Genomic DNA, 19095 nt, shown 5'->3' with positions numbered 1-19095 from the left:
GTGGCGAGGGCTGCCCCGGCACTCGAAGGCCGTCGGCCTCTCGCCGGGGTGGTGGCCCGTCGTGCACCCCGGGCGACGTGGCGCGCGTGGTCACGGCCGGAACGCGCTGCCGACCTGGTCGGCAGCGCCGTCGGTGGCCGGGAGCTCACCGCGCCGGACGGCGCGGACGAGCGCCGCGTGGTCGGCCTCCGTCTGGTCGGCGTACGCCCGCGCGAAGGCGACCACCGCCCGGTCGAGGCGGTCCGACCGGCCGGCGTACCCCGCGATCATCGACGCGCCGCTCGTGCGCGCGTGCCCCTTGGCGAGCAGGTGCCCGACGATGCCCGCGTAGTCGGCCAGGGCCGTCCCGTCGATCGCGTCGAGCGGGACCGTGCCCTTCATGTTCCGGAACTGCCGCACGTAGTACTGCCGCTCCCCGACGGTCGTCCACCCCAGCAGCGGGTCGCTCACCGTCTGGAGGGCCTGCTGGTACTCCACGACGCGCTGGCCCTGGTGCGTGTGCCACGCGGAGTCGCCGTGCACGAACGGCGCGAGCACCGAGCGGCGCGCCTGCTTGAGCTGGAGGAACAGCACGTCGTCGGGGTCGCTGCCCTCGAGCAGCGCGACGTACGCGCGCAGGCCGACGCTCCCGACGCCGACGACCTTGTGGGCGAGGTCGACGAGCGTGTAGCCGCCGAGCACGCGTCGCCAGTGCGGTGCCAGGGTGTCGAGGTAGTCGTCGAGCGCCGCCGCCAGGTGCTCGGCGTCCGGTTCGGGCACGCGGGTGATCAGGGGCGGCTGGTCCACGATCTGCCGCCGGCCCTCGTGCTCGCGCGTGAACCTCGGCAGGGCGCGGTCGCTCGTGCGACTCCGGGCGCGCCGGGCGGCCCGGACGATCTCCGCGCGCAGCGTCTTGTCGCTGGCTGAGTCGTGCATCCGCTCGACGTCGAGCCGGTTGTACGAGCGCAGGAGCAGAGGTTGCCCGGCGAGGAAGCGCACCTCCGACCGGTACGCGGAGACGCACGACGCGACGGCGTCGGCACACTTCTCCTCGCTCGCCGCGTTCTCCCGGCCGGCGACCCAGATGCTCGCCACGAGGCGACGCAGGTCCCACTCCCAGGCGCCGGGGTGCGCCTCGTCGAAGTCGTTGAGGTCGATGACGAGCTCGCCCTCGGGCGACGCGTAGAAGCCGAAGTTGCCGAGGTGCGCGTCGCCGCAGACGACCGGCGTGATCCCCGTCGCCGGCAGGCCCGCGACGTCGTGCGCCATCACGATCGCGGTGCCGCGCAGGAACCCGTACGGCGACGCCAGCATGCGCGCGACGCGGATCGGCACGAGCTCCGCCAGGCGTCCCTCGTGCGACCTGCGGATCAGCTCCACGGGGTCCGGGCGGTCCGCCGGGGCGCTCCACTGCGCGAGCGCCCGACGGGGGACCTGCTCGCGGAGGCTCTTGCCGAGGGCGAACCGCTCCTGGCGCGACGTCGGCCGCCGACGCAGCGAGGTGAAGGCGTCGCTCTCGGCCGTGGCGAGCACGGTGTGGCGCGCGCGGCTCCTCGTCACCTCGGCCACCTCGGCCACCTCCGCTCCCTGCCCGTCTCGTTCTACCAGACCCCCGGCCCGCCGGACGGTCGAGCGGTCCGGCGGCGGTCACGCCCCGGCTGTGCCTAGGCTGCGCGGATGGCCACAGTCATCCTCGTCCGGCACGGGCGCACCACGGCGAACGTCGACGGCATCCTCGCGGGGCGGTTGCCCGGGGTCATGCTCGACGACGTCGGGCGCGAGCAGGCCGCGCGCACCGGGGAGCGGCTCGGGGTCGTCCCGCTCGCCGGGCTCGTGTCGAGCCCGTTGGAGCGCTGCCAGGACACGGCCCGGGCGCTGCGCGAGCGGCAGGCAGGCGCCCTGGAGGTGCGGCTCGACGAGTCGCTCACCGAGTGCGGCTACGGCGAGTGGCAGGGGCGGTCGCTCGGCGAGCTCGCGCAGGAGCCGCTCTGGTCGGTCGTGCAGACGCAGCCGTCGGCGGCGGCGTTCCCGGGCGGCGAGTCGCTCGCCGCGATGCAGGCGCGCGCCGTCGCGGCGGTCCGCGGGCACGACGCCGCGTTCGAGGCCGAGCACGGGCCCGGTGCGGTGTGGGCGGCCGTGAGCCACGGCGACGTCATCAAGGCGGTCCTCGCCGACGCGCTCGGCATGCACCTCGACCTGTTCCAGCGCCTCCACGTCGGCCCCGCGTCGGTCTCGATCGTCCGGTACGGGACGACCCGACCCGACGTGGTCGCGACCAACACCGACTTCGGGGACCTGGCGTGGCTGCGGTCGAGCGGCCCGGTGGCGGACGCGGCGGTCGGGGGAGGGGCCGGGCCCAGTGGCGTCGCCCGGCGCGATCCCGGTGCGGCCTCGTAGACTGCGGCGCATGCGGACCCTCGTCCACGAGTTCGACTGGCCGGATCGCGTCGTCGTCGGAACGGTCGGTCGCCCCGGCGAACGGACGTTCTACCTGCAGGCCCGCGCGGGTGCGCGCTCGACGAGCGTCGCGCTCGAGAAAGAGCAGTCCGCGGTGCTCGCCGACACCATCGACGAGCTCCTCGACCGGCTCGTCGCCGAGGCCGGCAGCACGGTGAGCGTCCCCACCGAGACCCCGGCCGAGCTCGTCGACAACGAGCCGCTGGACCAGCCCGTCGAGGAGCAGTTCCGCGTCGGTGCGCTGCGCCTCGGCTGGGACCCGCGCACCGCGCAGGTCGTCATCGAGGCCTACCCGGTCGAGGCGGCCGGCGACGAGGACGACGACCTCCCGGAGGTCGAGCCCGAGCCGGACGCCGACGAGCCCGCCGAGATGCTGCTCGTGCGCATCCCCGTCGGCACCGCCCGGGCCTTCGCGCAGCGCACCCGCCAGGTCGTCCGCGCCGGCCGGCCCGCCTGCCCGCTCTGCGGCGGACCGGTCGACCCCGACGGTCACGTCTGCCCGGTCCCTGAGGGCGTGTGACGGCTCCGGACGTCGACCTCGACGGCGGCGCGCTCGAGCTCGTCGGCCGGATCACCGCTGCCTCGAACGCGACGTTCGTCGGCAAGGTCGCAGAGGTCGCGGTCGTCTACAAGCCCGTGGCAGGCGAGCGCCCGCTGTGGGACTTCCCGGACCGGACGCTCGCGAACCGTGAGGTCGCCGCGTACCTCGTCTCGGAGGCGACCGGGTGGGACGTCGTGCCGCGGACGTGGCTGCGCGACGGGCCGCTCGGGCCGGGCATGGTGCAGCTGTGGCAGGAGCCCGACGCCGCGCAGGACCCCGTCGACGTGGTCCCGGTCGCGCAGGTGCCGGCGCAGGGCTGGCGCACCGTGCTCGAGGGAAGTGACGAGGACGGCCGGACCGTCGCGGTGATCCACGAGGACACCGCGGCGCTGCGGCGCATGGCGGTGTTCGACGTCCTCGTCAACAACGCGGACCGCAAGGGCGGGCACGTCCTGCCGATGGTGGGCGGTCACCGGTACGGGGTGGACCACGGGGTCACGTTCCACGAGGAGCACAAGCTGCGGACCGTGCTGTGGGGGTGGCTCGGGGAGCCGCTGTCGGCGGAGGAGCGGGCCGGGGTCGAGCGGGTGCGGGCCAGGGTGACCGGTGACCTGGGTGAGCGGCTCTCGACGCTGCTGAGCGAGGAGGAGGTCGCCGCCCTCGCCGAGCGGTGCGACCGCCTGGTCCGGGCCGGCCGGTTCCCCGCTCCCGGCGGCGCCATGCCGGCCGTGCCGTGGCCGTTGTTCTGACGGTCCGGCTCGACCCGCCGGTGGACCCCGTGGACGCTGTCGCACGCCGAGCACCGTGCGCACCGCACCCGGCTCGTCGTCAGCCCGCGAGCCCCCTCCGGTACGCGTAGACGACCGCCTGCACCCGGTCCCGCAGGTCGAGCTTCGTGAGGATGCGCGAGACGTAGGTCTTGACGGTCTCGGGGCTGATCACGAGCGTCGCGGCGATCTCGCTGTTGGACAGGCCGTCGGCCAGGAGACGCAGCACCTCGAGCTCCCGGGGGGTGAGCGCGCTGTCGGCCGGGGTCTCCGGGGGCCGGATCCGACCGGCGTACCGGCCCACGAGCCGGCGCGTCACCTCAGGGGCGAGCAGCGCGGCACCCGAGGCGACGGTCCGGATGCCGTGCAGGAGCTGCGCGGGCGGGGCGTCCTTGAGCAGGAAGCCGCTGGCCCCGGCGCGCAGCGCCTCGTACACGTACTCGTCGAGGTTGAACGTCGTCACCACGAGCACCTTGACCGGGCGCGCGACGCCGGCACCCGCGAGCAGCCGGGTCGCCTCGATCCCGTCGAGCACGGGCATCCGCACGTCCATCACCACGACGTCGGGCTGCAGCCGCCCGGCCAGGTCGACCGCGGCGCGCCCGTCGCCGCACTCGCCGACGACCTCGAGGTCGGGCTGCGCGCCGATGATCGTCGCGAAGCCCGTGCGGATCAGCGCCTGGTCGTCGCACACGAGGACGCGGACGGGAGCGGTCACGACGGGCTCCCGGCGGGGATGCGTGCGTGCACGACGAACCCGCCACCGGGCTGCGGGCCCGCGCGCAGCTCGCCACCGAGCACGCCCACGCGCTCGCGGAGACCGACGAGCCCGCGACCGCCCCCTCCAGCCGACCCGGGTCGCGACGCCGAGCCGCCGGTGCGCACCTCGACGGTGACAGCGCCGTCGTCGCGGCGGACGAGGACGGTCGTGGGGGCGCCGTGGGCGTGCTTGAGAGCGTTCGTGAGCGACTCCTGGACGACGCGGTACGCCGCGGCCTCGGCGTTGCCCGCACCCCGCCCGGGATCGCCCTCCGCCACGTACTCCACGGGCTGCCCGGCCCGGCGGGTCTGCTCGACGAGCTCGGCGAGGTCGCCGACCGTCGGGGTCCGTGCGTCGGGGATCGGCGCGGCGGCGTGCCCGGGGTCGAGCACGCCGAGCAGGTGGCGCAGGTCGGTGATCGCTCGGCGGCCGGTGTCGGTGACCGCCGTGAGGGTCTCGTCGAGCGCGTCCGGGTCGGCCGTCCGGTAGCGCGCGGCCTCGGCCTGGACCACCATCGCGGTCACGTGGTGGGTCACGACGTCGTGCAGCTCGCGCGCGATGCGGGTGCGCTCGGCGACGCGCGCGCTCTCGGCGGCGTGGGTGCGGTGCTCCGCCTCGGCCGCCCGGGACTGCCGCAGCCAGACGCCGACGCACCAGGCCGCCGCCAGGAGCAGGGAGAAGGTGAGGTACCCGCTCGCCTGCTCGCGCGAGCCCGCACGGTCGAGCGCGACCGCCAGCGGGACGTACGCGGCGGAGGCCACGGCGGCGGTCGTGCGCCGGAACCGGTCGAGGTGCGCGGCCGTGCTGACCAGCGCGATCGGCAGGGCGATCCCCGCCACCGAGTGGTAGCCCCGGAGCTGGTCGACGGCGAACCCCAGCGACACGAGCGCGAGGCAGGCGGCGGGCAGACGCCGGCGGACCACGAGCGGCGCCGACTGCAGGGCGACGACCACGACGGTCAGCGCGTCGGCCGGCCGGTGCGGCACGTCGCCGAGCTGCGTGCCCTGGTGCTGCAGTGCGGGGACCAGCGGCGCGACGCCGACCAGCAGGGCGAGGGGGAGGTCGCGGACGGTGACGTCGAGCTCGCGCCACGTCGCCGCCACCCGTTCCCGGTCCATCACCGTCACACGCTAGCGGTGGCGAGGGTGCGGTCCGCACGCCGCCGAGCGGGCACGATCCGCCCTCGTAGGTGAGCGACGCGCAGGAACCCGACCGCGAGCACCGCGCCCGCGAGCACGGCGAACAGGCTGCCCTCCGGTCCGAACGCCCCGCCGGACAGCAGGACCGGCCCCGACGTGACGCCCTCGAGCAGGCCCTGCGGGGTGTCGTTGCCGGAGACCTCGGTGCCGAAGATCCCGGCGGCGGCGGCGTTCCAACCGAAGTGCAGCCCGATCGGCAGCCAGAGCGTCCGGGTGGCGACGTACGCGGCGCCGAGCATCGCCCCGGCCTCGACGGCGATCGCGACCGCGCCCCAGACCGTCGCGTGCGGGTTCGTCAGGTGCACGGCCCCGAACAGCACCGAGGTCAGGAGCAGCGCACCCCACGTGCCCGCGCGCTCCTCGACGACCCGGAACAGCACGCCGCGGAACAGGAGCTCCTCCGTGACGGCTGCGGCCGCGGTGAACCCGAGCAGGCCGACCGCGACGGTCGCCGAGCCCCAGCCGTCGACCCGGTAGCCGCCGGTGAGCGCGATGCAGGCGATCACCGCGCCGAACATGAGCACCCCGAGCAGCAGCCCCCGGGCGGTCGCGCAGCCGGCGCCGTCCCGCGCGAGCTCGCCCGGCGCCCGGTGCTCCGTCCGCCGGACCACCCACCGGTACGCGACGAGTGCCAGGACCGCGGTCGCGGTGCCGAGCAGGAGCGTCCCGAGCCAGCTCCCGTCGACCGCGGCGACCGCCTGACCACCGACGAGGGCGACGACGAACACCGTTCCGAGCTGCTTCAGCAGGCGCATGACCGGCCTCTCTCCACGTGCTGCGGCGGGGTGCGGCGGCTGTGCCTCGACCGTAGGGAGGCGGCGGGGGCGGGCGGGTCACCGTGGGGTGGGCAGCGTGGGTAGCTCGCACGGGGGATGGCGCTCGGGCGGTCGACGACGCAGGACCAGGGCTGCCCGAGGTGCGGAAGGTCGTTCGTCATGACCGTTGCGGAGCGACCGCTCCGCCTGATCGGGCGCCGGCTCCGGACGCCGATCGTCCGGGAGGCGGCCTACCGTCGGTCGGGTGGACGAGGTCGGGGTCACGGTGGACGGCTACGGGATCGAGCCGTTGAGCGCGGACACGTGGGGTGCGTTCGCGGCGCTCGCGGAACGGCACAACGGCGTGTGGGGCGGGTGCTGGTGCACGTGGTTCCACTGCTACCCGGACCCGCCGGAGCGCAGGCAGCTCGGCAACCGCGAGTTCACGCACGAGCTGGTCCTGAGTGGTCGCACCCACGCGGCGCTGGTCGTGGACGGCGACCGGGCGATCGCGTGGGCCCAGTTCGGGCCGGTCTCGGAGGTCCCGAACATCCACCACCGCAGGCAGTGGGAGCAGGGCCTCGTCCGGGCACCCGACTTCCGCATCACGTGCCTGTTCGTCGACCGTGACCACCGCCGCAGCGGGGTCGCCGCCGTCGCGGTGCGCGGCGCGCTCGCGCTGATCGCCGAGGCGGGCGGCGGCCTCGTCGAGGCCTACCCGCACGACCTCCCGCCCGGCAAGAGGACGTCGTCGTCGTTCCTCTACAACGCCACGCGGACGATGTACGAGGGGCTCGGCTTCACGTACCAGCGACCGAAGGGCAAGGGGAACTGCGTCATGACCCTGGAGGTCGCCGCAGCGGAGCGGCCCGCGTCCGCGAGCTGATCACGGGCTGATCGCGGACCGACCGCGCCTCAGCCGGCCCGGTCCGGCGACCGGCGGCGCAGGTCGACGACGCCCATGACGAGCGCGACCGTCAGGAGTGCGACGGTCGCGCGCAGGCCGTGCGTGACACCGGTCGCGGTGTCGCCGCTGCCGGAGCCGGCGAAGTAGAGCGACCCGGCGACGGCGATCCCGACGGCCGAGCCGAGCCGCTGCCCGGTCTGCAGGACGCCGCCCGCCGCGCCGGCCTGGTCGACGGGGACGTGCTCGAGCGCGAGCGTCTGGTTGGGGGAGATGACGAGTCCGCTGCCGAGCCCCGCGACGAGCAGCGGTGCGGCGATCCACCACCCGGTCGCGGGTGAGCCCGCCGCGAGCGCGAGGAGGACGTCGGTCGCCACGACCCCGACGACGACGAGCGCGAGGCCGAGGACGACGACGCTCCGTCCGCGCGTGCTGACCGCCCGCCCGCCGACCGCGGACGTCACCGCCGAGCCCACCGCGAACGGGGTGATCGCGAGACCCGCGGCCAGGGGCGAGTAGGCGAGCTCGTCCTGCAGGTAGAGGGTCAGGACGAAGAAGATCGACGTGAAACCCGAGAAGTACGCGAGCGCGAGCAGCGCGCTGCTGCCGTAGCCGGGGACGCGGAACAGCGACAGCCGCACCATCGGGGTGCCGCCGCGTGCGGCGACGCGTCGCTCCCACAGCCCGAACGCGACGAGCAGGACGAGCCCGGCGAGGGCCAGCACGAGGTCGACGGTCTCCCGCTGCTCGCTCACGAGCGGCCACAGGAGACCGACGACGCCGGCCCCGAGCAGCAGGGCCCCGACGGGGTCGAGGTCGCGTGCGGGCTCCTTGTCGCGCCGTGGCGTGAGGTAGCGCAGCGACAGCAGGACGGCGACGAGGCCGACCGGCAGGTTCACGAGGAACACCCAGCGCCAGCCGTCCTCGGGCCCGACGACGGCAAGGATCACGCCGCCGAGCACCGGCCCGATCGCGGTGGAGACCCCGATCGTCGTGCCGAGCCGGCCGAACGCCCGCCCGCGCTCGGCGCCACGGAAGAGCTGCTGGACGATCCCCGAGACCTGCGGGTTGATGATCCCGCCGCCGACGCCCTGCACGAGGCGCGCGGCGACGAGCCACTCCGCCGTCGGCGCGAGACCGGCGCCCAGCGACGCGAGGGTGAAGACGACGACCCCGACGATGAACAGGCTCCGCCGACCGCGGGCGTCGCCGAGCCGGCCGGCGCTCACGAGGACGAGCCCGAACGTCAGCGCGTAGCCGGACACCACCCACTGGAGCGCCGACGGGGACGCGTCGAGGTCCTGGGCGATCGAGGGGAGCGCGACGTTGACGATGCTGACGTCGAGCAGCGTCATGAACCCGGCGGCGAGGCAGACGCTGAGCGCCTTCCAGCGGTTCGGGTCCGGCTCGTCGGTGGGTGGGGCCGCGCTGCGGGTCCGGGCGTCCGTCACCCTTCCGGACACTACGTCGCAGCTCCCGACCGCGCGCGGGGCCGTCGCTGGGCGGTCGTGCGGCTCACGGCCCGACGGGCTGCCGCAGGATCGTGCGCATCCGTTCCGGCGCGACGCGTCGCGGGTCCGAGAGGTACACCTCGTGGTGGTGGCCGCGGAGCCCGCGCCCGGCGTCCGCGGCGAACGCGTGCAGCCGCTCGATGGTCGGTCCCTCCGTCGCGTACGGCCCGTGGTGCATGACCTGGACGACCTCGCCCTCGTCGAGCACCTCGAGCCGGAGACGCTCCGCCGCCGGGGCCTTCCCCTTGCGGGTCGCGGCGTCGAGCGCCTCGGCGACGAGCTCCGCGGTGACCCCGTCGTGCTGGGCGATCAGCATCGTCCACAGCCAGCCGTCGCGGCGGCCCGACGTGAAGGTCGTGAGGTCGTCGGCCCACCACAGGCCCTCGAGCGGCATCACCGTCCACGGCGCACCGCCCGACGCCTTGACCAGCGCCCGGACGCCGTAGCTCACCGCGTAGAGCGTGTGCACCGCGTCGACGTAGGCGGGCGCGGTCGACGGGTCGCCCGCGCCGTCGACCATGAGGTACCGGACCGGGGGGACGACGACGAGCTCGGGGTCGTCCGGTGCTCGCCACACGGCAGGGTGCGTGCGCCGCAGGTCGGGTCCGGTCGCGGCGGTCATCTCATGGCTCCTCGCTGGCGGTGGGTCGGGCGACGGGGCGACGGTCGGGGCGACGCGCCCTGTCGCCCGGCACCGGCCGAGATCCCGTGCCGCGTCGACCCGCACCGGCGCCTGCGGTCACCCCGCGGCGAGCACCTCGCGCAGCCGCGCCGCGAACGCCTCCGGCTGGCCCGGCATCCCGTACTCGTCGCCCAGGAACCCGCCGTGGTTGCTCGGGAACACCGCGAGCTCCTCACCGAGCTCCCCGGCGAGCGCCTCCGTCGTGCGCCACGTCATCGTGTCCTTGCTCTCGATGCCGGCAGCGAGCACGAGCGGGACCGAGGCCGCGCGCAGCGCCTCGACGTCCGGGCGGTAGGCGACCACCGGGTCGGCCGCGCCGGACAGCAGCGGGTCGGTGCGGGCGCCGTCGTCCTCGCCCGGCATGCCGAACATCGCCGGGTCCGGGGCCTCCGCCAGGACGTCGGGCGTGAACTCGCCCTCCCAGGACGTCATGGCGATGAACGAGGCCATGCCCCAGCCCCAGCCCTTCGCGTCGAAGGTGCCCCGGACGCGGCGCCACACGGCTGCGGCCTCCTCCGCGTCGGGCAGCACCGTGATCGCCGGCGGCTCGTGCGCGACGACCCGCACCACGTCCCCCGGGTGGGCGGTGAGGAGCGCGAGCGCCGTGATCGCGCCGCCGCTGCTGCCGAACAGGTCGACCGGCCCGGCACCGAGCGCGGCGACGAGGAGGTGCAGGTCCTCGGCCTGCTGCTCCGGGCGGTGCTCCGTGCCGCCGTCGTGGCGCACGCTGCGGCCGAGCCCGCGCGGGTCGTACGTGACGACCGTGCGGTCGGAGAAGTACGAGGCCAGCGTGCCGAAGCCGGCCGCGTCCATCGGCTGCCCGATCATCAGCAGCGGCGGGGTGCCGCCGGCCGTCGGGAGCGGCCCGCGCACGTCGTACGTGAGCGTCGCGCCCGGGACCTCGAGGGTGTGGGTCGCGAGGGTCGTCGTGGTCATCGCCGTGCTCCTGTCGGTCGTCGGTAGGTCGGGGCGCTGCTCCGCGCCCGCTGGCAGGTCCGACTCCGGTCGGCGCCGTAACTCATCGGGCCGTGAGGCGCGGCCGGGTCAGAACAGCAGACCCTTGAGCACCACCGTCCCACCGGCCCCGGCGAGCGCGAGCACCAGGCCGACGATCGCGGCGGTCCGGCCCACCGGCGCGTACCCCGCGGTCGTGAGCTGACCGGCCCGCACGAGCCCCTGCCCGCACAGCACGATCGCCGCGATCGAGGTGACCAGGAACGAGTTGACGACGAGCGACAGCACCCCGAGGACGAGCCCCGCGGTCGCCCGGGTGTTCTTCAGGACGACCGGGGCCAGCGGGCGGGCGAGGCCCTCGAGCGGCCGGGTCCGCGCGTCCCAGGCCGTCCCGTCCCACCAGCGCTCGACCCCCGGCGTCGCGCGGTCGGGGTACCAGCCGGGTGCGGCGTCGCCGCGCGGCGCTGCGGGCTGCGGGACGGTCGGGTCGGGCGCGTCGTGGCTCATGGCCTCATCCTCCGGCACGCGGCGCCGGGGGCCGCCACGGCGGGCGGCGGGTGTTCACGAAACCGGCACGCGAACGACCCCGGGGCGCGGCGTGCGGGTCCTAGGGTGCGTGCGTGACCCTGGGTGAACCCGCGCTGCTGCGCATCAATCACGTGTCCGAGAGCGTCTCCACCGTGCAGGGCCACGGTGTGCACACCGCGTTCTGCGACCTCGCGGCGGCACACGCGGCGCTCGGCTTCGACGTCGGCATCAACGAGGACCGGCGCGACGGCGTGCTGCACGTGCACACCCTCGGGCCGGCGAGCCTGCGCCGGCTCCGGCGCCACCGCGGGCTGCGGGTCGTGTCCGCGCACGTGACCCCGGGCTCGCTCGAGGGCAGCCTCGTCGGCGTCCGGTTGTACGGGCCGGCGTTCACGGCGTACCTGCGGACGTTCTACAACCAGGCGCACCTCGTCCTCGCGGTGAGCGCGGCGGCCGCGGCCGAGCTCCAGGAGATCGGGGTGCGCACCGCGATCGAGGTCGTCCCCAACGCGGTCGTCGCCGAGCCGTTCCAGGGCTCGCCCGAGCACCGCGCCGCCGCCCGCTCCGCGCTCGGGATCGACGGGGAGGAGTTCGTGGTTCTCGGCGTCGGTCAGCTGCAGCCGCGCAAGGGCGTGCAGGAGTTCGCCGACTGCGCCCGCGCCCTGCCCGACGCGCGGTTCGCCTGGGTCGGGGGGACGCTGTTCGGCGCCGCGTCGGCCGGTCGGGGGGAGATGAGCCGTGTCGTCGCCGACGCGCCCGCCAACCTGCGGTTCACGGGCCAGCTCTCGCGCGCCGAGGTCGCCCGGTACTGCCGCGCGGCCGACGTGTTCCTGTTCCCCTCGCGGCACGAGACGTTCGGCATGGCGCCCGTCGAGGCGGGCTTCGCGGGGCTGCCGCTCGTGCTCAGCGACCTGCCCGTGTTCGCCGAGGTCTTCGGTGACCGGCCCGACGCGTACCTGCAGGCGGCGGACGTCGCCGGGTACGTCGCGCACCTGCGTGCCCTGCGCGCGGACCCGGGGCTGCGCGCGCACGCGGGGGCGCGGGCGGCGGCCGCGGTCGCCCGCTACGAGGGGAGCCGTGTCGCGGAGCAGATCGCCGACCTGTACCGGATCTGGTCCGGGTTCGGCGTGCTCGGCACGGGCACGGCGCCGACCGCGCAGGTGCGGTAGGCGGCGCCCGGGGGCGTCACTCCCCGCGCACGTGGCTGTACAGCCAGTCGACCATGACGTCGTTCGAGTACGTCGGCACCCACGCGAAGTGCGGGTTGACCGGCGTGGTCCCGGCGGTCCACGCCGTGAACAGCGTGTGGCTGCCCTCGGCCTCCGCGCGCTCCCACTGCGCGCGGGCGTTCGCCTCGTTCTCCTCGTCGGGCAGGTTCGCGGCCCACTCGTCTCGCGTCACCGGCGTCCCGGTCGCCTCGATCGCGGCCATGAGGTTCCAGTCGGAGTCGGGGCGGTCGAAGAGCACGGTCGTGTCGTCGACCGAGTGCGTCGCCCAGATCGGGATGTCCTTGAGGACCGGCGCCGACGCCAGGTCCGCGTAGCCCGTGGCCGGCAGGGCCGCCGCGAACAGCTCGGGGCGCTTCGGCAGGATGTCGAACGTCCCCATCGACCCCATGGACAGGCCGGTCAGGTACACGCGGTCGGGATCGACGGGGTACGTCGCGATCGCGCGGTCCACGAGCTCGAGCAGCGCCGACTGCACGCCCGGGACCTCCCACACCGACTGGCCCGGCTCGACCGGCTGCACGGACGGCGGCGGCGCCTGCGGCACGAGCACGAAGCTCGGGTCGGACGCCTGCCGCGACGGCTTCGCGAACGCGACCCCGAGCTCGTTCGCCAGGAGCTGCGTCGTGCCGTCGGTCCCGCGCTCGCCCGAGCCGTGCAGCGCGACCACGAGCGGGTACAGCGTCGCGTCCGGACCCTCGCCGGGACGTCCGCCGGACGGGCGGCCGTGGTGCGGGCCCGGCGCCCGGTCGCGTCCGGGGGAGTAGAGGCCGTAGCGCAGCAGCACGCCCGAGGACCCGGTGGCGGCGCGCTGCACAAAGTCGTCGACCACCGGGATCACGACGTCGTCGTTCGCGAGCGCGTCGCCCGTCTCGCGCACGAGCACGCGGCCACGGCGGTCCACGACGTCGTCGAGCACCTCGACGAGGTAGGCGCCCTCGAGCGCGTACCGGTGGTTGAGCGTGCCGTCGTACCAGAGCACCCCGGCGTTCGGGTCGTCCGCGGACAGCTCGACGACGACGACGCGACCCCGGGAGCGTGGTTCCCCGGGCTCGGCGGAGTCGCTCAGGTACGCGTCGGTCACGGTGCGCGGGGCGGTGACACCGTCGAGCGTCGCCTGCACGGCGAACGCCGCCTCGTCCAGGTCGGTGTACGGGGCGCTGACCGTGCGGTCGAGCTGGATGGCCACGGCGGTGACGGCGGCGCCGAGCGGTCCGACCTCCGCGACGACGTCGACGCCGACCACGGAGGCGGCCCCGCGTCCGGACTGCGGTGCCGGCACCGCGGTGGCGGGCGCCGGGACGAGCACCGCCGCGAGCAGGGCTGCGGTCGCTGCCGCCGGGACGAGGTGTGCGCGGACCGTCATCGGTGCCCCCCGAGATGGTGGCGCGGTCGCCGTTGACCGCGCGCTCGTCCATTGAACGGGTGGGCGAAACCCGGGTCAACGGACGAAACGGACATCCTCGGTCGGCGACCGGCCCCGCCGCACGGTGGCCCGGTCCGTCGCTGCGGACCGTCGGGCACACGCGGGACCGGAGCTCAGCGCGGGGTGTCCGTGCGGTGCTCGTCGACCTCGACGTCCGGGTCGGCGCGGTGCGCTCCCGTGCCCGTGCCCGTGCCCGTGCCGGCGTCCGAGCGGCGGACGTCGGTGGGGACGTCCGGGTCGATGCGGTCGGCGCGCCCGAGCTGGTCGTCGAGCTTGGCCCGGGCGCCCTCGGCGTGCTCCGCGCGCCGGCGGGCCTCGGCCTGGAGCTCAGCGGCGTCCGCCGCCCGCTGGTCGGCCTCGGCCTGCGCGAGCCGCGCCTCCGCGTCGACCCGGGCCGCCTGGGCCTCGCGACGCTGGACCTCGATGCGGTCGGTCTCGGCCTTCTCCCGGATCTCCCGCGCCTTGGCGCGCTGTGCCTCGGCCGCTCGCTCGCCACGCCTGCGCGACAGCGCGAGCAGCACCACGACGACCACCACCAGCACGACGACGCCGATGATGATCCCGACGGTCTGGCCGTCCATGATTCCTCCTGAGGTCCGAACGGGTGACCTCGCCACCCGACCGCCAACGGGACGCGGGCGCAACCGGAGGCGCGCCGCACCCGTGGCGGCGACCCCTTCGGGTGACGGCGCGCCACCCCGGCAGACGGGTGATTCTGGTCCGGCGTCCAGGTGCACCCGCCCCCGTCGCTCACCGCGGCGCCCGCCGTGCCGAATCGCACACCATGAGCGGGCCTGGGTCGACGGGACGGACGCTCGGCTCCCGACTGTTCGCCACGTACGCCGCCGCGAGCCTGGTGCCGATCGTCGGCATCAGCGCGCTGCTGATCAACGGTGCGCGGTCCGACGCGCTGAACAACGGGCTGCTCCAGGCGAAGGCGCAGGCGGCCGTCATCCAGCAGATGGCCATCGGCCCGGCCCTGCGCGACGCGCACCTCGACGGCACCGTCCAGGACGAGGCCCTCACGGAGGACGCCGTGCGGCGCCTCGGCGAGTCGACGCAGCTCGCCGTCTTCAACGCCTCGGTCGTGCACCTGCGGGTGCGCGACGAGTCGGGCCGTGTCCTGTTCTCCGACGACGGCTCTCACCGGAGCCCGCAGGCCGCGGACTCGCGGGACTTCCGGGCCGCCGTCGCGGGCACGCCCGTCGCGAGCCTCGTCGGGGACGGGGTCGACGGGACGGTCGTGCGCGTGACCCAGCCCATCATCGTCAGCACGGCAGGGCGCGCGAGCGGCGTGCTCGAGGTCGAGCTGCCGTACGAGCCGATCCAGCACAGCCTCGACGCGAGCCTGCGCAGCACCTACGGCCGCCTCGCCGGTGGCCTCCTCGTGCTCTACGTCGTGCTGGCCTCCATCTCGTGGTCGACGACGCGGCGCCTGCGCCAGCACGCCGCCGAGCGCGAGCACGAGGCGACGCACGACCAGCTCACCGGGCTGCCCAACCGCGCGCTGCTGCGCGAGCGTGTCCGCCGGATGACGGACCGCGGCGCCGAGCCGCACGGTGCGTTCGCGCTCGTCGACCTCGACCGGTTCAAGGACGTCAACGACACGCTCGGCCACCACGCGGGCGACGTGCTGCTCGAGGTCGTCGCCCGCCGGCTGCAGGGCGCCCTGCGTCCGGCCGACACCGTCGCGCGGATCGGCGGAGACGAGTTCGCGCTCGTCCTGCCGGGAGTGACGACCGTCGACGAGGCGCACACGCTGCTCGCGCGCGTCGTCGAGGAGCTGGGCGCCGACGTCGACCTCGACGGAACCCCGATCCGCATCGACGCGAGCATCGGCGTGGCGCTCAGCCCGCAGCACGGTGCGTCGTTCGCCGAGCTGCTGCGGCACGCCGACGCCGCGATGTACCGGGGCAAGCGCGGGACGTCGAGCGTCGTGATCTACGAGCCCGGGGCCGCCGAGGCGCCGACGGGTCACGGGCTGCTGATGCGCGAGCTCGCGGCGGCGCTCGACCGTGACGAGCTCGTGCTGCACTACCAGCCGCAGGTCGACCTGGTGAGCGGCCGGGCGGTCGGCCTCGAGGCGCTCGTGCGCTGGCAGCACCCGACGCGCGGGCTGCTCCCACCGGCCGAGTTCCTGCCCACGCTCGAGCAGTCCCACCTCATCGACCCGTTCACGGCGTGGGTCCTCCGGCGTGCGCTCGCGGACCGTGCCCGGTGGGCCGGGCTCGGCCGCGACCTGTCCGTCGCGGTCAACGTCTCGCCGCGCAACCTGACCACGACGGGGCTCGTCGGGACGGTCGCCGAGCTGCTCGAGCGCACCGGGACCCCGGCGGAGCGGCTCACGGTCGAGGTGACGGAGAGCGCGCTCGGCACCGACACCGAGCAGGCGGGCGCCGTCCTGCACGCGCTCGTCGACCTCGGCGTGCGGGTCTCGCTCGACGACTTCGGCACCGGGTACACGAGCCTGCGCCAGCTCCGCCGCCTGCCGTTCGCCGAGGTCAAGGTCGACCGGGCGTTCGTCGCGGGCGTCGCGTCACCGGACCCCGACGCCGACCGCGCGGTCGTCGCGTCGGTCGTCGGGCTCGCGCACGGGCTCGGCTGCGTCGTGGTCGCCGAGGGGGTCGAGGACGCCGACGCGGCCGCGTGGCTCCGTGCCGCGGGCTGCGACGTCGCGCAGGGGTACCACTACGCCCGTCCCGGCCCGTGGCGCGACGTGCTCGGTCTGCGCGCCGCCACCGACGCCGTCCCCGGCACCGGCGGGACCGCCCCGGTGCCGCCGAGCGTCGCCGGCACGCCGAGCACCCACGACACCGACAGCACCCAGAGCACCGAGAGCACCGACAGCACCGAGAGCCAGGTGGCAGCGCCATGAGCACCCACGTCCTCCGCCGGACCGCCGGCGTGACCACCGCGGCCCTCGTGGCCCTCGCGACCCTCGCGCTCGCCGCGTGCGCACCCGAGACCGAGCCGGAGCCCGACGAGCGGCGGGCCGCGTTCTCGCAGGAGCTCCACGACCGGCTGCCCGCCGACGTCCGGGACGACGGCACCCTCACCGTCCTGACGTCGGCCGGCTACGCGCCCGTCATGTTCTACGCCGCCGACGGCCGCACGCTCGAGGGTTCCGAGGCGGACCTCGCGGCGGCGCTCGGGCGTGTGCTCGGCGTGGACGTCGAGTTCCAGCCGGCCGAGTTCCCGACGATCCTCGACCGGCTCGCCGCGGGTGAGGCCGACCTCGGCATGTCGGGGATCACCGACACCGTCGAGCGGCAGGCGAAGGTGGACTTCGTCGACTACTTCCGCGCCGGGACCGCCATCCTCGTGCAGCACGGCAACGCGCACGGCATCACGGGGCTCGGCGACCTGTGCGGGCGGCCGGTGTCGGTCGGCGCGGGGACCACGCAGGAGCTGCTCGCCGGCCGCCTCCAGGAGACGTGCGGCGACGAGCCGCTCGCCGTCACGCAGTCCCTCACCGCGGCCGACGCGATGCTCGAGCTGCGCGCGGGCACGGTGCAGGCGACGCTCGTCGACTACCCGCCGGCGGCGCACCTCGCGAGCGACCCGCGCAGCCGCAGCGCCTTCGAGCTCGTGAGCGACGAGCAGCACGAGCCCGCGCCGTTCGGCATCGCGGTCTCGCGCACCGACGCCGGGCTGGCGCCCGTCCTGCAGGACGCCATGAGCGAGGTGCTCACCTCGGGCGAGTACGCGGACGTGCTGGCCCGGTGGAACCTCCAGGGCGGCGCGGTCGACGAGATCACGCTCAACGCGGGGACGTGACGGTGCGCGCGTCCCGACCGGGCGGTGCCCGGCGACTGGGCGTTGCCCGGCGACCGGGCGGCGTCGGCGACCGGGCGCCGTAGAGTCGGGGCCGTGCACTGCTCGTACTTCGTGGCGGGGCGTTGCCGGTCGTGCACGCTCCTCGACCAGTCGTACCCGGAGCAGCTCGCAGCCAAGCAGGCGCACGCGCAGGCCGTGCTCGGGCCGCGCCCGGAGCTCGTCTGGCTCCCGCCGGTCGCGAGCGTCGAGGCCGGGTTCCGGAACAAGGCCAAGATGGTCGCGGGCGGCACGGTCGACGCCCCGACGCTCGGGATCCTCGACCCCGCGGGCGCCGGCGTCGACCTGCGTGACTGCCCGCTCTACCCGCCGGCGCTGCACGCGAGCCTGCCCGTGCTCGCGGACTTCGTGACGTCGGCCCGGCTCACGCCGTACGACGTCGCACGCCGGACCGGCGAGCTCAAGTACGTGCTCGTGACGCAGTCGCCCGACGACGAGCTGATGATCCGGTTCGTGCTGCGCTCGCAGGAGTCGGTCGCCCGGATCCGCAAGCACCTGCCGGCACTGCTCGCCGCCCTTCCCGCCGCGGTCGTCGTGTCGGTGAACCTGCACCCCGAGCACAAGGCGACCGTCGAGGGCGACCGGGAGATCCTCCTGACGGGCGCGGAGACGCTGCGCATGCGCGTCAACGGGCTCGACCTGCACCTGCGCCCGCAGAGCTTCTTCCAGACGAACACCGAGGTGGCCGCGGCGCTGTACCGGCAGGCGCGCGACTGGGTCGACGAGCGCTCGCCTGCGACGGTCTGGGACCTCTACTGCGGGGTCGGGGGCTTCGCGCTGCACGTCGCGGCGCCGGGCCGCACCGTGACCGGGATCGAGACCAGCGTCGAGGCGGTCGCGAGCGCCGAGGTCAGCGCGCGTGAGGCCGGCCTCGACGGCACGCTGTTCCGCGCGGGCGACGCGACGGCGTTCGCGCTGGGGTCGGGCGCGACCGACGGCGGCCCGGGCACCCCGGACGTGGTGGTCGTCAACCCGCCGCGGCGGGGTGTCGGGCCGCAGCTGGCGCGTTGGCTCGAACGCTCGACGGTGCGCAGCGTCGTGTACTCGAGCTGCCACTCGGGGTCGCTCGCGCGGGACCTCGCCGAGATGCCGTCCCTCGTGCCCGTACGCGGCCGGGTGCTCGACATGTTCCCGCAGACGATGCACTACGAGGTCGTCACGCTGCTCGAGCGCCGGTAGGCGCGGGGCCGGGACCCCGCGGCGGCCTAGCGCGCCGCCTGCCGACCGCGTGTCGCCGGTGCGTGGTGGACTGCACCGGTGGCGACCCAGGGCATGACCTACGAGTTCGACGCCGAGCTGTGGCTCTGGCAGGCGCGCAGCGACAGCTGGACGTTCGTGAGCCTGCCGGCGGACGTCGCGGACGAGGTGCTCGACGTCGCCGGCGGGCGGGCGCGCGGCTTCGGGTCGCTCCGCGTCGAGGTCACGGTCGGCGCGACGACGTGGCGCACGTCGATCTTCCCGGACTCGGGTCGCAAGACGTACGTCCTGCCGGTCAAGAAGGCGGTGCGCACCGCAGAAGGGCTCAGCGCCGGGGCGACCGCGCGCCTGCGCCTCGTGGTCCTCGACGCCTGA

Annotated in this window: 19 protein-coding genes; 9 read left to right on the top strand and 10 right to left on the bottom strand. The window is 75.3% G+C overall.

What is annotated here, in order from left to right:
• Positions 1-90: 90 nt before the first annotated feature.
• The gene (locus ACWFNE_RS15545) at positions 91-1539 is read right to left on the bottom strand and encodes a DUF2252 domain-containing protein (RefSeq protein ID WP_452123323.1); all 1449 of its coding nucleotides are present in this window, start codon (positions 1537-1539) and stop codon (positions 91-93) included.
• A gap of 117 nt (positions 1540-1656) precedes the next feature.
• Here ACWFNE_RS15545 and ACWFNE_RS15540 point away from each other — a divergent pair, with 117 nt between their 5' ends.
• Genes ACWFNE_RS15540 through ACWFNE_RS15530 form a run of 3 tightly spaced genes read left to right on the top strand, consistent with a single transcriptional unit; the run spans position 1657 to position 3726 of the window.
• Positions 1657-2376 (top strand): MSMEG_4193 family putative phosphomutase, encoded by a 720-nt coding sequence (locus ACWFNE_RS15540; protein WP_452123322.1) that lies wholly within the window; start codon positions 1657-1659, stop codon positions 2374-2376.
• Positions 2377-2386: 10 nt separating this feature from the next.
• Positions 2387-2956 carry a DUF3090 domain-containing protein gene (locus tag ACWFNE_RS15535; RefSeq protein WP_452123321.1) on the top strand — a complete coding sequence of 190 codons (570 nt, stop codon included), beginning with the start codon at positions 2387-2389 and terminating at the stop codon, positions 2954-2956.
• Positions 2953-3726, top strand: coding sequence for an SCO1664 family protein (locus tag ACWFNE_RS15530; RefSeq protein WP_452123320.1), 774 nt, complete (start codon positions 2953-2955; stop codon positions 3724-3726). Before ACWFNE_RS15535 ends, ACWFNE_RS15530 begins: the two co-directional genes overlap by 4 nt.
• Before the next feature lie 79 nt (positions 3727-3805).
• Here the strand turns inward: ACWFNE_RS15530 and ACWFNE_RS15525 are convergent, their stop codons facing one another.
• From ACWFNE_RS15525 to ACWFNE_RS15515, 3 genes are read right to left on the bottom strand one after another with little or no spacing between them, the layout of a single operon-like run.
• Positions 3806-4462, bottom strand: coding sequence for a response regulator (locus ACWFNE_RS15525; protein ID WP_452123319.1), 657 nt, complete (start codon positions 4460-4462; stop codon positions 3806-3808).
• Positions 4459-5622 carry a sensor histidine kinase gene (locus ACWFNE_RS15520; protein ID WP_452123452.1) on the bottom strand — a complete coding sequence of 388 codons (1164 nt, stop codon included), beginning with the start codon at positions 5620-5622 and terminating at the stop codon, positions 4459-4461. The genes ACWFNE_RS15525 and ACWFNE_RS15520 overlap by 4 nt, the downstream gene beginning before the upstream one ends.
• A 5-nt stretch (positions 5623-5627) precedes the next feature.
• Positions 5628-6458, bottom strand: coding sequence for a CPBP family intramembrane glutamic endopeptidase (locus ACWFNE_RS15515; RefSeq protein WP_452123318.1), 831 nt, complete (start codon positions 6456-6458; stop codon positions 5628-5630).
• 265 nt (positions 6459-6723) lie between these two features.
• Between ACWFNE_RS15515 and ACWFNE_RS15510 the strand changes: the two genes are divergently transcribed.
• Positions 6724-7344, top strand: coding sequence for a GNAT family N-acetyltransferase (locus tag ACWFNE_RS15510; protein ID WP_452123317.1), 621 nt, complete (start codon positions 6724-6726; stop codon positions 7342-7344).
• Between the two features lie 29 nt (positions 7345-7373).
• Here ACWFNE_RS15510 and ACWFNE_RS15505 read toward each other — a convergent pair whose 3' ends face one another.
• The 4 genes from ACWFNE_RS15505 to ACWFNE_RS15490 all read right to left on the bottom strand — a co-directional run bounded on the left by ACWFNE_RS15505 (position 7374) and on the right by ACWFNE_RS15490 (position 11016).
• On the bottom strand, positions 7374-8813 hold the full coding sequence (locus tag ACWFNE_RS15505; RefSeq protein ID WP_452123316.1) for an MFS transporter: 1440 nt from the start codon (positions 8811-8813) through the stop codon (positions 7374-7376).
• A gap of 64 nt (positions 8814-8877) precedes the next feature.
• Complete coding sequence (locus ACWFNE_RS15500; RefSeq protein WP_452123315.1) at positions 8878-9495, bottom strand: GyrI-like domain-containing protein; 618 nt, start codon at positions 9493-9495, stop codon at positions 8878-8880.
• Positions 9496-9612: 117 nt separating this feature from the next.
• On the bottom strand, positions 9613-10491 hold the full coding sequence (locus ACWFNE_RS15495) for an alpha/beta fold hydrolase (RefSeq protein ID WP_452123314.1): 879 nt from the start codon (positions 10489-10491) through the stop codon (positions 9613-9615).
• 108 nt (positions 10492-10599) lie between these two features.
• On the bottom strand, positions 10600-11016 hold the full coding sequence (locus ACWFNE_RS15490) for a DUF2510 domain-containing protein (protein ID WP_452123313.1): 417 nt from the start codon (positions 11014-11016) through the stop codon (positions 10600-10602).
• Positions 11017-11129: 113 nt separating this feature from the next.
• Here ACWFNE_RS15490 and ACWFNE_RS15485 point away from each other — a divergent pair, with 113 nt between their 5' ends.
• The gene (locus ACWFNE_RS15485) at positions 11130-12206 is read left to right on the top strand and encodes a glycosyltransferase family 4 protein (RefSeq protein ID WP_452123312.1); all 1077 of its coding nucleotides are present in this window, start codon (positions 11130-11132) and stop codon (positions 12204-12206) included.
• Between the two features lie 16 nt (positions 12207-12222).
• On the opposite strand, the gene ACWFNE_RS15480 is transcribed toward ACWFNE_RS15485, so the two are convergent.
• Together ACWFNE_RS15480 and ACWFNE_RS15475 are read right to left on the bottom strand one after the other, a co-directional pair.
• Positions 12223-13629 carry a prolyl oligopeptidase family serine peptidase gene (locus tag ACWFNE_RS15480; RefSeq protein WP_452123311.1) on the bottom strand — a complete coding sequence of 469 codons (1407 nt, stop codon included), beginning with the start codon at positions 13627-13629 and terminating at the stop codon, positions 12223-12225.
• A 173-nt stretch (positions 13630-13802) separates the two neighbouring features.
• Positions 13803-14270: a hypothetical protein gene (locus tag ACWFNE_RS15475; RefSeq protein WP_452123310.1), complete on the bottom strand. Its 468-nt coding sequence runs from the start codon at positions 14268-14270 to the stop codon at positions 13803-13805.
• Positions 14271-14473: 203 nt separating this feature from the next.
• On the opposite strand from ACWFNE_RS15475, the gene ACWFNE_RS15470 reads away from it, so the two are divergent.
• The 4 genes from ACWFNE_RS15470 (at position 14474) to ACWFNE_RS15455 (ending at position 19095) form a co-directional block, all read left to right on the top strand.
• Entirely contained in the window at positions 14474-16564 is a 2091-nt protein-coding gene (locus ACWFNE_RS15470) for a putative bifunctional diguanylate cyclase/phosphodiesterase (protein ID WP_452123309.1), read from the top strand.
• Positions 16561-17466, top strand: coding sequence for an ABC transporter substrate-binding protein (locus ACWFNE_RS15465; protein ID WP_452123308.1), 906 nt, complete (start codon positions 16561-16563; stop codon positions 17464-17466). The genes ACWFNE_RS15470 and ACWFNE_RS15465 overlap by 4 nt, the downstream gene beginning before the upstream one ends.
• Before the next feature lie 93 nt (positions 17467-17559).
• Entirely contained in the window at positions 17560-18702 is a 1143-nt protein-coding gene (gene rlmC, locus ACWFNE_RS15460; RefSeq protein ID WP_452123307.1) for a 23S rRNA (uracil(747)-C(5))-methyltransferase RlmC, read from the top strand.
• 78 nt (positions 18703-18780) lie between these two features.
• A complete protein-coding gene (locus tag ACWFNE_RS15455; protein ID WP_452123306.1) occupies positions 18781-19095 on the top strand; it encodes a DUF1905 domain-containing protein in 315 nt (104 codons plus the stop codon).

The organism is Cellulomonas sp. NPDC055163, assembly GCF_053607065.1.
This window is presented reverse-complemented; position numbering and strand designations above follow the sequence as displayed.

Excerpts from the sequence above, each read along its gene's own strand:
- ACWFNE_RS15540 (WP_452123322.1), top strand. The coding sequence starts at position 1,657 with ATGGCCACAGTCATCCTCGTCCGGCACGGGCGCACCACGGCGAACGTC.
- ACWFNE_RS15535 (WP_452123321.1), top strand. The coding sequence starts at position 2,387 with ATGCGGACCCTCGTCCACGAGTTCGACTGGCCGGATCGCGTCGTCGTC.
- ACWFNE_RS15520 (WP_452123452.1), bottom strand. The coding sequence starts at position 5,622 with ATGGACCGGGAACGGGTGGCGGCGACGTGGCGCGAGCTCGACGTCACC.
- ACWFNE_RS15515 (WP_452123318.1), bottom strand. The coding sequence starts at position 6,458 with ATGCGCCTGCTGAAGCAGCTCGGAACGGTGTTCGTCGTCGCCCTCGTC.
- ACWFNE_RS15500 (WP_452123315.1), bottom strand. The coding sequence starts at position 9,495 with ATGACCGCCGCGACCGGACCCGACCTGCGGCGCACGCACCCTGCCGTG.
- ACWFNE_RS15495 (WP_452123314.1), bottom strand. The coding sequence starts at position 10,491 with ATGACCACGACGACCCTCGCGACCCACACCCTCGAGGTCCCGGGCGCG.
- ACWFNE_RS15490 (WP_452123313.1), bottom strand. The coding sequence starts at position 11,016 with ATGAGCCACGACGCGCCCGACCCGACCGTCCCGCAGCCCGCAGCGCCG.
- ACWFNE_RS15480 (WP_452123311.1), bottom strand. The coding sequence starts at position 13,629 with ATGACGGTCCGCGCACACCTCGTCCCGGCGGCAGCGACCGCAGCCCTG.
- ACWFNE_RS15475 (WP_452123310.1), bottom strand. The coding sequence starts at position 14,270 with ATGGACGGCCAGACCGTCGGGATCATCATCGGCGTCGTCGTGCTGGTG.
- ACWFNE_RS15470 (WP_452123309.1), top strand. The coding sequence starts at position 14,474 with ATGAGCGGGCCTGGGTCGACGGGACGGACGCTCGGCTCCCGACTGTTC.
- ACWFNE_RS15465 (WP_452123308.1), top strand. The coding sequence starts at position 16,561 with ATGAGCACCCACGTCCTCCGCCGGACCGCCGGCGTGACCACCGCGGCC.